The organism is Amycolatopsis sp. NPDC088138 (genome assembly GCF_044741685.1).
Classification (GTDB): Bacteria; Actinomycetota; Actinomycetes; order Mycobacteriales; family Pseudonocardiaceae; genus Amycolatopsis.
Window position 1 is genome coordinate 328,701 of the sequence record NZ_JBIUTB010000001.1, and the last position, 13,380, is coordinate 342,080.

Below are 13,380 nucleotides of genomic sequence, written 5' to 3' on the forward strand. Positions count from 1 at the left end.
AGGTCAAGGGCAGTGGCCAGTACGCCGATGGTCAGGTGTTCCGCTGCCGACACCAGGCTGAGTTACGCGGGCGGAGGTGCAGACGGGGCAAAGTCCCGCGCCGGTGAGCGCCGCAGGCCCAGACCGACCGCAAGGACCTCGACGGAACCACGAAGCCCCACTGCCGACTCGCTGCTCCAGAGGCCCGCACGCAGCGGGCGAGGAGCCGAACACGTCGCAGGTGTCGCCGTACTGCGCGACCAGCCGCAGGCTCCAGCCGGAGTCGCGACCCACACTATGAAACCCCGGTCCCAGCAAACGCATCTTTCCTGGCGAAAGATCGGCCTCCGGCCGGAACTCGCGGCGGACAAGGTGTCGGAGGACCAGCAGGGGAGGGGACCTACCTGCGGCGGAAGGGGGTTTGAGAGCCGGGCGGGTTAGTGGTCTTCGGCGGCGCAGCGGCGCCACTGGACCTCGTCGCCGGTGCGGTCCGCGTGCCAGACTTCGGTGGCCGTGTCCGATTCCCACGTGGGGACCAACCGGCCTGTGACGACCCGGCCCCGGGCGACGCGGCCGAACAACTCGACGCCGTCCGCTCGGCGGGCCGCCGGGATCCAGGCGGGGAAGCGGGTTCCGGGCAGCTTTTGTTCGATCCACTCGCGGGCCGAGCCCTCGCTGCCGTGCTCGGACTCGACGATGCTCGACACCGGGCCGTCGGCGCCCACGGTCAAGCCGATCGACGCACGCCAGCGCACGGTGGCGGTACTCCGCCGGTCGGGTCCCGAACCTTCAGACATCCCATCAAGGGTCCCGGACGACCTGGTCCGCGGGCCACTACACGTTCGGATGGATCGGCGTTCACTCACGGTGCCCCCCGGCACTTGCGGGACGTCGGTACCGTCAAGATCTTCCCCGTCCGAGTGATGTTTAACCACGAATCGGGGTGGGGATCCGGTCAAGTGGATGAAGCGTGCCCGCAGTCCACAGTGGACTGATCATGTCGTCCACAGTGGACACTGGCTGGCCTGGCCCGCCGCACCCGGGTCTCGATCCGCCCGCCCCGGTTACCCGCCGCGGCCGAGGCGACTACCGTGACGGGGTGAGGAGGTGGTCGACGTGCCCTTCCAGCGTGATGTGGTGGTGCTCGGCGCCTCCGCGGGCGGCGTCGAGGCGCTCCGCAGCCTGGTCGGGGCCCTGCCGGCGGACTTCCCGGCCGCGGTGCTCGTCGTCATGCACCTCTCGCCCGGCGCGTCGAGCGCGCTGCCGCAGATCCTGAGCCGCGCCGGCACCCTGCCGTCCGTGCCCGCGCAGCACCGCGGGCCGCTGACCAGGGGCGTGATCCACGTGGCCCCGCCCGACCGCCACCTGCTCATCGACGAGGGCACGCTGCTGCTCAGCCACGGCCCGACCGAGAACGGGCACCGTCCCGCCGTCAACGCCACCCTCCGCTCGGCGGCGGTCACCGCGGGCCCCGCCGCGATCGGCGTCGTGCTCTCCGGGGCGCTCGACGACGGCGCGGCCGGGCTCTGCTCGGTGGTGGAGCGGGGTGGCGTGGCGATGGTCCAGGACCCGGAGGAAGCGCTCTACCCGGGGATGCCCGCGAACGCGCTGGCCCTCACCCCGACCGAGCACGTCTACCCCGCCGAAGTGCTCGGCAAGGTCCTCGACAAGCTGGTGCGCGTCCCGATCGACGAGGTCCCGCTCGAACCGTCGTCACCGGGGCTGCTGCTGGAGGACCGGATCGCCCGGGACAGCGTCCGGCTGGACGCGGTCGTGCCCGGTGACGGGACCTCGGCGTCCGGGTACAGCTGCCCGGACTGCCAGGGCACGCTGCTCGAGATCGGCCACCCGCACGGGCAGTACCGCTGCCGCATCGGGCACGCGTGGTCGGCCGAAGCCCTGCTGAGCGCCCACGACGCCGAGTTCGAGCGGGCGCTGTGGACGGCGCTGCGCTCCCTCGACGAGAAGGCGGCGCTGGCCCGGCGCATGCAACGCGACTCCACCCATCGCGGACTGGCCGGGCTCACCGGCCGGTACGACACGACCGCGCGCGAATGCACGACGGCCGCCGAAACCCTGCGGAGGTTCCTCATCGCCCAGCACCCGGAGACCGGGCCGCCCTCATGACCGGCGACGCCGCGGCCGTGAGCCTGGTGCCGGAGCACCGTCCCGGCTCGACCGTGGTGACGGTGACCGGGACGCTCGATCTCACCAGCTACCCGGACCTGCGCGACGGCCTCCTCAAGATCGCCACGGACGCCCCGGACGGCGTGATCGCCGACATCGAGGACCTCCTCATCGACGACGGCACGCTGGCGAGCGTCTTCTCCGTCATCGCCATGCGGATCAGCGACTGGCCCGGCATCCCCTTCTCGCTCGTCTCGACGCGGCCGGAGCACCTGGCGTTGTTCGAAAGCCGGGTGATCGACCGGTTCGTGGCGGTCCACGCCGACATCGGCCAGGCCGAGCTGGCCCGGGACCGTCCGCAGCGGCGCCGCGCGGTGCAGCTGCTCGCGCCCACCGTCGGCGCCTCGTCGCTCGCCCGGGAGTTCGTCAGCCGGGTCTGCGCGGTGTGGGGCGTGCCGGAGTACGAGGAGGACGGCAGGCTCGTCGCCACCGAGCTGGTCGAGAACACGATCCGGCACACGGTCTCCGCGCCGCGGCTGCGGCTGGAGCTGCGGCGCGGGCTGTTCACCGTCGCGGTCGGCGACGACGACCCGCACCCGGCCGTGCTCCACGAGCGGCTCAACCCCGGGGAGGCCGGCATCGGGCTGCGGCTGGTCGCGCAGGTCGCCCGGGTGTGGGGGTGCAGCCGGTCCTGGGCGGGCGGCAAGGTGGTCTGGGCGGTGCTGACCAGGCACGGTCGGCCCGCGAGCCGGCACGGGTAGCGTGTCCCCGGTGACGGATCCCCGGCCGGAAGCCGACGACGAGTTCGAATCGGTGCTCGCCTACCTGAAGGAATCCCGGGGTTTCGACTTCACCGGTTACAAGCGCACCAGCCTGATGCGGCGGGTCCAGCGGCGGATGAACCAGGTGGGGGCCGGCACCTTCGCCGACTACATCGACCAGCTCCAGGTCAACGCGGACGAGTTCGTCGCGCTGTTCAACACGATCCTGATCAACGTGACGGGGTTCTTCCGGGACCCCGACGCCTGGGACTACCTGCGGGACCAGGTGATTCCCGCGCTGCTGGCCGAACGCAGCCCGGAGGAGCCGATCCGGGTGTGGAGCGCGGGCTGCGCGGCCGGCCAGGAGGCCTACAGCCTCGCGATCGCGTTCGCCGAGGCGATCGGCGTCGACGCCTTCCGCCAGCGGGTCAAGATCTACGCGACCGACGTCGACGAAGAGGCGCTCGCCCAGGCGCGGCAGGCGTCCTACACCGCGGCCGAGCTCGAAGGGCTGCCGGAGGGCAAGCTGGAGGAGTACTTCGAGCAGTACGGCAGCCGGTACAGTTTCCGCAAGGACCTGCGCCGCTCGGTGATCTTCGGCCGCAACGACCTCGTGCAGGACGCCCCGATCTCGCGGATCGACCTGCTCGTCTGCCGCAACACGCTGATGTACTTCAACGCCGACACCCAGACGAAGATCCTCGAGCGGTTCCACTTCGCGCTCGCCCCGCGGGGCATGATGTTCCTGGGCAAGGCCGAGATGCTGCTCAGCCACACGCGGATCTTCGAGCCGCTCGACCTCAAGCGGCGGGTGTTCCGCAAGGTGGCGAACTCGCCGGTGGGGTACAGCCACTTCGCCTCCCACGGCTACCCGGGCCGGCGCCCGGCCGACGTCTCGGGGCTGGACCAGCTGCGCGAGCACGCGTTCTCGGCCAGTCCCGTCGCCCAGATCGTGGTGACCGGCGAAGAGGTCACGGCGCTGATCAACCAGCAGGCGGAGATCGCGTTCGGACTGTCCGAACGCGACCTCGGCCGCAAGCTCTGGGACCTCGACGTCTCCTACCGCCCGGTCGCCCTGCGTCCCTACGTCGAGCAGGCCCGGCTGGAGCGCCGGTCGCTGCGCATCAAGGACGTCGAGTGGCGCCGCGCCGGGGACGTGGTGTGGTACGAGGTGCACGTCAACCCGTTGCTGGGCAAGGAGAAGAGCCTGCTCGGTGTGTCGGTGGTGTTCCACGACGTCAGCTGGGCGCGGCTGCTGCTCACCGAGCTCGAGCACTCGAACCGGCAGCTCGAGTCGGCCTACGAGGAGCTGCAGTCGACCAACGAGGAGCTGGAGACCACGAACGAGGAGCTCCAGTCCACGGTGGAGGAGCTGGAGACGACCAACGAGGAGCTCCAGTCCACCAACGAAGAGCTCGAAACCATGAACGAGGAGCTGCACTCGACCAACGACGAGCTGCAGACGATCAACGACGCCCTGCGTGACCGCGGCCTGGAGCTCGACGACCTGAACGACTTCCTGGAGTCGGTGCTGACCTCGATCCAAGCCGGGATCGTCGTGATCGACACGGAGATGCGGATCAAGGCCTGGAACAGCGGTGCCGAGGAACTTTGGGGCGTGCGCCGCGAAGAGGCCGAGGGCAGCCACCTGCTGAACCTGGACATCGGCCTGCCGCTCGCCGAGCTGCGGCCGGTGGTCCGCGACGCGCTGGCCGACGCCGAGTCGGTCGCCGAGCTGACCCTGGACGCGATCAACCGCCGCGGCCGGGCGGTCGTGGTCCGGCTGACGTGCAGCGCGCTGCGGGGCGCGAACGGCCAGAGCCAGGGCGCGCTGCTGATGATGGAGGAGGCCGGCCCGGTCAAAGCCGGCTAGTGCCGGTCAGCCGGTCACGGCCAGCAGGTCGATGACGTCCTCCCCGCGCTGCCGCTTCGCGAAGGAGCGCCGCTGCCGGTCGGCTCCGCCTTCTCCGGCGGCCAGGCGGGCGATCCCCTCAAGCGCGAACTCCCGGTCGCCCGCCGCTTCGAGTGCCGGGCTGGTCAGCTTGATCAGCTCGTCGAGCACCGCTGTCGCCGGCTCCAGGTCGCCGGTGCGCGGGTGCGGGCAGCGTCCGGTGACGCCGTCCCGGGACCCCCGCCAGAGCTGGGCGCGCAGCACCTCGTTGGGCAGGTCCGGCGGGGGAGCGTCGTCGTCCAGCGCGGTGGCCACCAGTCCGCGCGCCAGGACGGCGAGCAGGACCGCGTCCTCCGGGGTGGCGGCGACGTCGGCGATGCGGAACTCCAGGGTCGGCTGGTTCTCCGAGAGCCGGACGTCCCAGTAGACCATCCCGCGGTCGAGGATCGAGCCCGCGCGCAGCCACGCGTCGACGACGCTCTCGTACTCGTCCAGCGAGTCGAACCGCGGCGGCGGGCCGGCCGAGGGCCAGCGGCTCCACTGCTGGTAGCGCCAGCTGTGGTAGCCGGTGTCGTAGCCGTCGGCGATCGGCGAGTTGGCGGTGACGGTGAGCAGGACCGGCAGCCACGGGCGAACCCGGGCCAGCACCTTGATCCCGGTCTCCTTGTCCGGGATCGCGACGTGCACGTGGCAGCCGCAGGTGAGCGACGTCCGCGCGGTGGCGCCGAAGTGCTCGGCCATCTGCTGGTAGCGCGGGGTCGGCGAGATCACCGGCGGGTCCTCTTCGGACAGCGGCGCGCAGCCGCTCGGCAGCAGCCGGAGCCGCCGTTTGGCCGCCGCGGCGGCCAGGTCGGCGCGCATCCCGCGCAGCTGGCGCAGGGCGTCGGAATGGGTCCGGCAGACGTCGCTGGCGGCCTCGGCCTGGGTGCGCGTGAGCTCGTGCTGGAGTTCGCCTTGGTCGCCACCGGCCGCTTCCGCGGCGTCGACGACGTCGTCCCCGGCGTGCGACAGCAGTCCACGCCGGTCGACGACGAAGAACTCCTCCTCGACGCCGAAGGTCAGTACCTGGTCTGTCACCGGGGTTCTCCTGGGGATGGGGAACCGGCTGGATACCCGGACGCGGTATGGGGCAAACCGCGTGTCCGGACGACTACGCTTGTGTGACCGGGCCCACTGCGGGTATTCCCATGGCATGGAGTGGCACGAGGAGCTGCACGAGCGCGCCGACGAGTGTGTCGGGCGCCTGGACGAGCGGTTGTGGGCCGTGGCGACCAGGCTGCACGAGCGGCCGGAACCGTCCTTCGAGGAGCATGCCGCGGCCGAGCTGCTGACCGGCGAGCTGGCCGCGGACGGCTTCGAGGTCGAGACCGGCACCGCCGGGATGCCCACGGCGTTCGTCGCGCGCACCGGTAGCGGACGCCCGTGCGTGGCGCTGCTGCTGGAGTACGACGCGGTGCCCGGCCTCGGCCACGCCTCCGGCCACAACCTGGTCGCGGCGGCCGGGCTCGGCGCCGCACTGGCCGCGAAGGACGTCCTCGGCGACAGCCGGGGCTCACTGCTCGCGGTGGGCGCACCGGCCGAGGAACGCGGCGGCGGCAAGCAGGCACTCGCCGAAGCGGGGATCTTCGACGACGTCGACGCCGTCCTGATGGTCCACCCCGGAGTGCACTCGTGGTCGTGGGCGCCGCTGACCGCGCGGGTCGAGCTGAAGGTCACCTTCCACGGCCGCGCCGCGCACCCGACCGGCGACCCCGAACACGGCGTCGACGCGCTCGCCGCGCTGATCCAGGCGTTCGTCGCGCTGTCGGCCCTGCGCCAGCGGCTGCCCGCGGGCTCGCACGTGCAGGGCATCGTCACCGACGGCGGCGAGGCGACCACCGTGGTCCCCGACCGCGCCGAAGGCCGCTTCGGCCTTCGCGCGCTCACCGCGGACGCCTTGGACCGGCTGGTCGAGGACGTCACGACCTGCGCGCAGGGCGCGGCCCTGGCGACCGGCGCGAAGGTGGACGTCGAACGCCTCGGCCGCGGCTACGCCCACTTCCGCGACAACCCGGTGCTGTCCGAGCGGTTCACCGAGCACCTCGCCGCGTGCGGCATCCACGCCGGACCGCCCGAGCCGGGGGTGTTCCTGGGTTCGTCGGACATCGGCGACGTCAGCCTCCGCGTCCCGGCGATCCACCCGTTCGTGGCGATCGCGGCCGCGGAGTACCCGGACCACACCCGGGAGTTCGCGGAAGCGGCGGCGAGCCCCCGCGGCCGCGCGGCGATGCTGGCGTCGGCCGCGGCACTGGCCCGCACGGCGATCGACCTCCGGACGCACCCGTCGCTCGTCAGCCGGGCCTGGGACTACTTCCGCGCCCAGGAGCGGAACGGGTACTGAAAGCCGTGAAGGCCACCTTGAGGGACTCTGAGTCCCTCAAGGTGGCCTTCACGGAACTACGCCACCGGGGTGTAGTGCGAGGCGTCGCCTTCCAGGGACTCGCTCGGCGTGCCGTCGATGCCCGCCGGGACGTCGCCGGCCACCGTGACGCGGTTCAGGCGACGGGGGAGGCCGTCGTAGTTGTCGATCGCGTAGTGCTGGGTGATCCGGTTGTCGAACAGCACCAGCTGGTTCGGCTCCCACGCCACGCGCACGATGTTCTCCGGCCGCGTGACGTAGGACTGCAGCAGCCGCAGCAGGTCCCGCGACTCGCCGACCGACAGGCCGGCGATTCGCTGCGCGAAGCCGCCGATGAACAGGCCGCGCTCGCCGGTCGCCGGGTGCACCCGCACCACCGGGTGCAGGGTCCGGTACTTGCGTGACACGAACTGCGCGCGCCGGGCCTGCTCCTTCTCGTCGAGGGTCTCCGGCGGCCGGACGTAGTCGTAGTCGTTGGTGTGCTCCGCGCGCAGCGTGTCCGCGAACGCCCGCAGCGGTTCCGGCAGGTCGCGGTAGGCCGCGCCGGCGTTCGCGATCAGCGTCTCCCCGCCGTAGGGCGGCACCACGAGGCTGCGCAGGGTGCTGGCCTTCGGCGGGTTGAGCACGAAGGTGACGTCGGTGTGCCAGTGGTTGGCGCGGCCCTGCTCGCTGTCCACGGGCAGGATCGTCGGGGCGCCGTCGACCGCGGGCACGGTCGGGTGCGCCTTGGTCAGCTCGCCGAAGCGCGCGGCGAACCGCTGCTGGCCCTCGTCGTCGAGCTCGACGTTCCGGAAGACCAGCGCCTTGTGCTCGTGCAGGGCGTCGGTCAGGAAAGCGATTTGGGACGCGTCGAGCTCGCCGGAGATGTCGACGCCGACGATCTCGGCGCCGATCCTCCCGGTGAGCTTGCGGACGTCGGTGCCGATGGTGGTCATGCGGGCTCCTTCACTCGGTTGCGGTTGACGGGACGCGCGAGGCCGTAGTGCTCGCGCAGGGTGGATCCGGTGTATTCGGTGCGGAACAGCCCGCGCCGCTGCAGCTCCGGGACGACGAGGTCGACGAAGTCGTCGAGGCCGCCGGGCAGGGTGGGCGGCATGACGTTGAAGCCGTCCGCGGCGCCGCCGGTGAACCAGGCCTCCAGCTCGTCGGCCACCTGGACCGGCGTGCCGGCGAAGACGCGGTGCCCGCGCCCGCCCGCCAGCCGCTCCAGCAGCTGCCGGATGGTCAGGTCCTCGCGCCGGGCCAGGCCGACGACCAGGTCGAACCGGCTCTGGCCGCCTTCGGTGAAGCTGCCGACCTCCGGCAGCGGGCCGTCGAGCGGGTAGCCGGTGACGTCGTGGTCGAGCATCTTCGACAGCTGCCGCAGCCCGTACTCCGGCGTGATCAGCGCGTTCAGCTCGGCTTCGCGCCGGCGCGCCTCGGCTTCGGTGCGGCCGAGGATCGGCGAGATGCCCGGGAGGATCTTGATCTCGTCCGGCGTCCGGCTGTACTGGGCGAGCCGGCCCTTGACGTCGTCGTAGAACGCCTTGCCCTCGGCGAAGGTCTGCTGCGCGGTGAACACGGCTTCGGCGTGGCGGGCCGCGTACTCCTTGCCGGTCTCGGACGACCCGGCCTGCACGAGCAGCGGGTGGCCCTGCGGCGGGCGCTCGATGTTCAGCGGCCCGCGGACCTGGAAGTGGGCGCCGTCGTGCGCGATCGGCCGGATCCGGTCGGTGTCGGCGTAGACGCCGGTCTCCCGGTCGACCAGCGCGGCGTCGTCGTCCCAGCTGTCCCAGAGCTTCTTGACGACGTCGACGAACTCCTCGGCCCGGTCGTAGCGCGCGTCGTGCGACGGCCGCTTGGCCAGGTTGAAGTTGCGCGCCTCGTCGATGCCCGCCGACGTCACGATGTTCCAGCCCGCGCGGCCGCCGGAGAGGTGGTCGAGCGAGGCGAACTTCCGGGCCAGGTGGTAGGGCTCGTTGTAGGTCGTCGACGCCGTCGCGATGAGTCCGATGTGGACCGTGGACGCGGCGAGCGCCGACAGCAGCGTCAGCGGCTCGAAGTGGCTGTGCGAGTTGTGCTTCACGTTGCCCCACAACGCGACGCCGTCGGCGAGGAACAGCGAGTCGAGCTTGCCGCGCTCGGCCGTCCGGGCGATGTCGGCGTAGTGCTGCAGCGTCCGGGCCCGGCGCGGGTCGGTCGAGGGGTGCCGCCAGGCGGCCTCGTGGTGACCGTTCGGCATCACGAACGCGTTCAGGTGCATCATGGCTTCTCCTTGGGGCGCCAGGTCGAGAACCGCCGTTCGAGGACGACGAAACCGGAGTTCACGAGCACTCCGAGCACCGAGACCGCGATGATCCCGGCGTACATCTGGGGAATCTGGAAGTTGACCTGGCTTGTGTTGATCAGGTAACCGAGCCCGGCCTTCGCGCCGACCATCTCGGCGGCGACCAGCACCAGGATCGAGTAGGACGCGGCCATCCGGATGCCGGTGAACACCGTCGGCACCGCCGAGGGCAGGATCACCTTCCGGAACAGCCGCTGGCTGGACAGCCCGAGCGAGCGCGCGGCCTTGACCAGCAACGGGTCCACGGTGTTGACCCCGGCGATCGTGTTGAGCAGCACCGGCCACACGCAGGCGTAGACCACGAGCGTGACCTTCGACAGCTCGCCGATGCCCAGCAGCAGCGTGAACACCGGGAGCAGGGCGAGCGCGGCGGTGTTGCGGGCCAGCTCCAGCAGCGGCTGCAGGAACCGCGCCACCGGCCGGTACCAGCCGATCAGCAGCCCGAGCGGCACCGCGACGGCGACGGCGATCGCGAACCCGGCGGCCGACCGGCCGATGCTGGCCACCAGGTGGTCGGCGAGCTGACCGTCGAGGGTGAGCTCCCAAAGTGCTTGCAGGTCTTCGGAAAGCGGCGGCAGGAACGTCCGGGTGCTCTCGTCGAGGACGAACCGGGGCAGCAGCTCCCAGAGCGCCACGAACAGCACGACGGCGGCCGAGCCGTGCACCGCGCGGGTCAGCCTCTTCGTGAACCGCCGCGGCCGGGGCGGTGGGTCCGCCGGTCCGGTGTGGACGGCCGGGGCTTCGAGGGTGGTCGTCATCCGACGGCGCTCCGTTCGGTCTCGGCGGCCCGGCGGACCTCGTCGTGCAGCAGCTCCCACAGCCGGTGGCGCTGCCGCCCGAACTCGGCCGACGAGCGCACGTCGCCCGTGCGGTCGCCGAGGTCGACGTCGACGACGGCCTTGAGCCGTCCGGGCCGTGACGTCAGCACCGCCACCCGCTGCCCGAGGTAGACGGCCTCGTCGATGCCGTGGGTGATGAACACGATCGTCTTGCCGGTGCGGCGCCAGATCCGCAGCAGCTCGTCCTGCAGCTGCTCGCGGGTCTGCGCGTCGAGCGCGGCGAACGGCTCGTCCATCAGCAGCACGGCGGGGTCGTAGGCGAGGCTGCGCGCGATCGCGACGCGCTGCTTCATCCCGCCGGACAGCTCGTGCGGGTAGCGGTCCTCGAAGCCGGAAAGCCCGACCAGGCCGAGGTATTCGCGCGCCCGCTCGGCCCGCTGCCGCTTGCCGAGCGGGCCGCCTTCGAGGCCGAACTCGACGTTGGCGCGGGCGGTGCGCCACGGGAACAGCGCGTACTGCTGGAAGACGACCCCGCGGTCGAGACCGGGGCCGCGCACCGGCTCGCCGTCGATGAGGATCTCGCCGGACGTCGGCGTGGTGAGCCCGCCGAGCAGGTCGAGCAGGGTCGACTTGCCCGAGCCGCTCGGCCCGACCAGGGACAGGAACGTGCCGTCGGCGATGGCGAGGGAGACGTCGTCGAGCGCGGTGAGCGCGCCGAAGGTCTTGGTGACGGAACGGATCTCGATCACTTGGTCACCGCCGGGGCGCCGCCGCGGTAGGGGTTGAACTCGTTGGTGTAGAGCTTTCCGGTGTCCAGCGCGTCACCCTTGATGAGGCCCTGCTGCTTCAGCCACGGCGACCAGAGGGTGTAGTCCTGGTCGGAGACCAGGCCGCCGTGGGTGACGCCGACGCTCTTCCAGTACTGCAGGGTGTTCGTGTTCTCGTTGCGGCCGCGGCCCTGGATGATCCTGGTGAACCGGGCGATCACCTGGTCGCGCGGGGTGGTGCGTTCCCACTCGATCGCCCGTGCCACGGCCGAGACGAACAGCTTCGTGGTCTCCGGGTACTTCTTGATGAAGTCGGTGCGCAGCACGTACGGGCCGCCGTTGTAGGGCCCGAACGCCTGGACGTCGCTGAAGAGCGGGCGCACGCCGCCGGCCGCGACGGCGTGGTCCTGCAGGATGCCCTGCAGCGCCGCGACGTCGAGCTGGCCGTTGCGCAGCGCCTGCTCGGCGTTGACCGGCGGGATGACGACGAGCTGCACCTGCTTGATCTCGTCGCCGGACAGGCCCTGGCGCTGCAGCCAGAGGTCGAGGACGGCTTCGAGGTTGGCGCCCGCGGTGTTGACCCCGACCTTCTTGCCGATCAGGTCGCGGGCCGTCCGGATCGGACTGTCGTTCTTCGTGTAGAAGCCGAGGAAGGACTTTTCGTCGGAGCCGTAGTAGTTGACGACCGCCTTGACCGGCGCACCGGCCTCGACGAGCTTGACGACCGCGCCGGTGAACGCGCCACCGAAGTCGGTCTGGTCGGTGGCCGCGGACTGGATGTCCTGCGGGCCGCTGATCGTGTTGCCGACCCACTTCAGCTTGACCGGGCCGAAGTAGCCCAGGTCCTCGGCGAGCTCGGGCAGCGTCACGGAGTTCGCGCTGCCCTGGTAACGCAGTTCGAGCTTTTCGGGTTGCCCGGGAGTGCCGGTGGCCGTCGCCGAAGCGCACCCGGACAGCAGCACCACGGCGGCGACGAGGGCGGGCAGAGTTTTCTTCACTGTGGGGCTCTTTCGGCTCGGGAGTCGGCACGACGCGACCACCGGCCGAAACGGCCGGCAGGGCGCCGGTGGGGATGAACCAATTGTTCGCAGCCGCCGCGAGCACGGTCAACTTTGCGAGTTTCTGAATTAACTCCCGCGCTTCACGAGGCGCGGGACAACCGCGTCAGGAGCGGGCCGAGCGGGTCGTCGTAGAGGACGTCGAGGAGCACCGCGCCGCCGGCCGTCGCCAGCTCCGTGCCCGGGAAGCTCGTTGCCACAACGGTTTCCGTCGGATCGGCGCAGCTGCGGGAGCGCGCGCGGACCTCGTCCCGGATGGCGGGAAGGCACCCGGGCACCTGGGCTACACTCCGGTCGACCAGCACGAGCACGGCCGGGTTCAGCACGTCGAGCAGCAACGCCGCGGCCTGGCCGATCACCCGTGCGCGGTCCTGGAACAACCGCACTGCTGCGGTTTCCCCGTCCGTCGCGAGCGCGAGCAATTCCGGAAAGGACACGCCGGCTTTGCGCGCGAGCGTCGCTTCCGAAACGGTCGCCTCCAGGCAGCCGGTGCGCCCGCAGCGGCAGGGTTCGGTGCTGTCGTCGACCGGCAGGTGCGCGACCGCGCCCGCCGCCGAGCGCGGGCCGTGGTGCACCACCGCGCCGGTGGCGAACGCCGCGTCGACGACGTTGCCGGTGAACAACTGCACGACGCTTTCCCGTGCCCGCGGGTGCCCGAAGAGCTGTTCGGCGTGCACCAGCGAGCGCGCGTGCCCGTCGACCGCCACGGTGAGCCCGGTCGAGGCGGTCAGCAGGTCGCGCACCGGGACGTCACGCCAGCCGAGCAGCGGGTGGTCGACCACGGTGCCGGAATCGCGGTCGACCCAGCCGCCGGTGGCGACACCCAGGCCAAGCGGCTCGCGGTCCGGCGCGTGCCCCAGCAGCAGGTCGTCGAGGATCTCCGCGGCCCGCGCGAGCAGGTCCTCGGCGGCCAGCCCGTCGTGCGGTTCTTCGTGCTGCACCAGGACTTCGCCGCGGACGTCGAGCAGCGCGACGGTCGCGTGGTGCACGGCCAGGTGCAGCGCGCCGACGACGTGGCGCCCGGTGTCGAGGCCGACCGGGACGTGCGGCCGGCCGACGCTCCGGCGGGGCTCGGCTTCGGGGAGGTCCCGCAGCAGCCCCAGCCGCGTCAGGTCCGCGGTGTGCCCGGTGACGGCGGCCGCGGACAGCCCCGTCCGCCGCGCGATGGTGCTGCGCGCGATCGGCCCGTCGTCGAGGACCGCCCGCAGGACCGCGCTCGCGCTGGCACTGCGCCGGGCGCCGCGCGCGTCCGTCCTCTGTGGACCGTCGGCCCCCGCCGTCATGGCTCGATCGT

The 13,380-nt window shown here is 71.7% G+C and carries 12 protein-coding genes; 4 read left to right on the forward strand and 8 right to left on the reverse strand.

Annotated elements, in window-relative coordinates; genetic code table 11:
• Positions 1–416: 416 nt before the first annotated feature.
• Complete coding sequence (locus ACIOD2_RS01700) at positions 417–776, reverse strand: hypothetical protein (protein ID WP_400533095.1); 360 nt, start codon at positions 774–776, stop codon at positions 417–419.
• Between the two features lie 319 nt (positions 777–1,095).
• Here ACIOD2_RS01700 and ACIOD2_RS01705 point away from each other — a divergent pair, with 319 nt between their 5' ends.
• The 3 genes from ACIOD2_RS01705 to ACIOD2_RS01715 are packed head-to-tail and all read left to right on the forward strand — an operon-like array spanning position 1,096 to position 4,740.
• Positions 1,096–2,106, forward strand: a complete 1,011-nt coding sequence (locus ACIOD2_RS01705) for a chemotaxis protein CheB (RefSeq protein ID WP_400533097.1) — start codon at positions 1,096–1,098, stop codon at positions 2,104–2,106.
• Entirely contained in the window at positions 2,103–2,867 is a 765-nt protein-coding gene (locus ACIOD2_RS01710) for an ATP-binding protein (RefSeq protein WP_400533098.1), read from the forward strand. The genes ACIOD2_RS01705 and ACIOD2_RS01710 overlap by 4 nt, the downstream gene beginning before the upstream one ends.
• 10 nt (positions 2,868–2,877) lie before the next feature.
• Positions 2,878–4,740 carry a CheR family methyltransferase gene (locus ACIOD2_RS01715; RefSeq protein ID WP_400533100.1) on the forward strand — a complete coding sequence of 621 codons (1,863 nt, stop codon included), beginning with the start codon at positions 2,878–2,880 and terminating at the stop codon, positions 4,738–4,740.
• 6 nt (positions 4,741–4,746) lie between these two features.
• Here ACIOD2_RS01715 and ACIOD2_RS01720 read toward each other — a convergent pair whose 3' ends face one another.
• On the reverse strand, positions 4,747–5,835 hold the full coding sequence (locus ACIOD2_RS01720) for a glutamate--cysteine ligase (protein WP_400533102.1): 1,089 nt from the start codon (positions 5,833–5,835) through the stop codon (positions 4,747–4,749).
• A gap of 115 nt (positions 5,836–5,950) precedes the next feature.
• On the opposite strand from ACIOD2_RS01720, the gene ACIOD2_RS01725 reads away from it, so the two are divergent.
• On the forward strand, positions 5,951–7,138 hold the full coding sequence (locus ACIOD2_RS01725; protein WP_400533104.1) for a M20 family metallopeptidase: 1,188 nt from the start codon (positions 5,951–5,953) through the stop codon (positions 7,136–7,138).
• 56 nt (positions 7,139–7,194) lie between these two features.
• Here ACIOD2_RS01725 and ACIOD2_RS01730 read toward each other — a convergent pair whose 3' ends face one another.
• The 6 genes from ACIOD2_RS01730 to ACIOD2_RS01755 all read right to left on the reverse strand — a co-directional run bounded on the left by ACIOD2_RS01730 (position 7,195) and on the right by ACIOD2_RS01755 (position 13,369).
• Complete coding sequence (locus ACIOD2_RS01730) at positions 7,195–8,091, reverse strand: TauD/TfdA dioxygenase family protein (protein ID WP_400533106.1); 897 nt, start codon at positions 8,089–8,091, stop codon at positions 7,195–7,197.
• Positions 8,088–9,401 carry an LLM class flavin-dependent oxidoreductase gene (locus tag ACIOD2_RS01735; RefSeq protein ID WP_400533108.1) on the reverse strand — a complete coding sequence of 438 codons (1,314 nt, stop codon included), beginning with the start codon at positions 9,399–9,401 and terminating at the stop codon, positions 8,088–8,090. Before ACIOD2_RS01735 ends, ACIOD2_RS01730 begins: the two co-directional genes overlap by 4 nt.
• Positions 9,398–10,240 carry an ABC transporter permease gene (locus ACIOD2_RS01740; RefSeq protein ID WP_400533110.1) on the reverse strand — a complete coding sequence of 281 codons (843 nt, stop codon included), beginning with the start codon at positions 10,238–10,240 and terminating at the stop codon, positions 9,398–9,400. Before ACIOD2_RS01740 ends, ACIOD2_RS01735 begins: the two co-directional genes overlap by 4 nt.
• Positions 10,237–11,010, reverse strand: a complete 774-nt coding sequence (locus tag ACIOD2_RS01745) for an ABC transporter ATP-binding protein (RefSeq protein WP_400533112.1) — start codon at positions 11,008–11,010, stop codon at positions 10,237–10,239. Before ACIOD2_RS01745 ends, ACIOD2_RS01740 begins: the two co-directional genes overlap by 4 nt.
• A complete protein-coding gene (locus tag ACIOD2_RS01750; RefSeq protein ID WP_400533113.1) occupies positions 11,007–12,026 on the reverse strand; it encodes an ABC transporter substrate-binding protein in 1,020 nt (339 codons plus the stop codon). Before ACIOD2_RS01750 ends, ACIOD2_RS01745 begins: the two co-directional genes overlap by 4 nt.
• A gap of 143 nt (positions 12,027–12,169) precedes the next feature.
• Entirely contained in the window at positions 12,170–13,369 is a 1,200-nt protein-coding gene (locus ACIOD2_RS01755; RefSeq protein WP_400533115.1) for an ROK family protein, read from the reverse strand.
• Between the last annotated feature and the right edge of the window lie 11 nt (positions 13,370–13,380).

Coding starts and splice junctions, on each gene's coding strand:
- ACIOD2_RS01740 (WP_400533110.1), bottom strand. CDS start 10,240: ATGACGACCACCCTCGAAGCCCCGGCCGTCCACACCGGACCGGCGGAC.
- ACIOD2_RS01700 (WP_400533095.1), bottom strand. CDS start 776: ATGTCTGAAGGTTCGGGACCCGACCGGCGGAGTACCGCCACCGTGCGC.
- ACIOD2_RS01755 (WP_400533115.1), bottom strand. CDS start 13,369: ATGACGGCGGGGGCCGACGGTCCACAGAGGACGGACGCGCGCGGCGCC.
- ACIOD2_RS01725 (WP_400533104.1), top strand. CDS start 5,951: ATGGAGTGGCACGAGGAGCTGCACGAGCGCGCCGACGAGTGTGTCGGG.
- ACIOD2_RS01735 (WP_400533108.1), bottom strand. CDS start 9,401: ATGATGCACCTGAACGCGTTCGTGATGCCGAACGGTCACCACGAGGCC.
- ACIOD2_RS01730 (WP_400533106.1), bottom strand. CDS start 8,091: ATGACCACCATCGGCACCGACGTCCGCAAGCTCACCGGGAGGATCGGC.
- ACIOD2_RS01710 (WP_400533098.1), top strand. CDS start 2,103: ATGACCGGCGACGCCGCGGCCGTGAGCCTGGTGCCGGAGCACCGTCCC.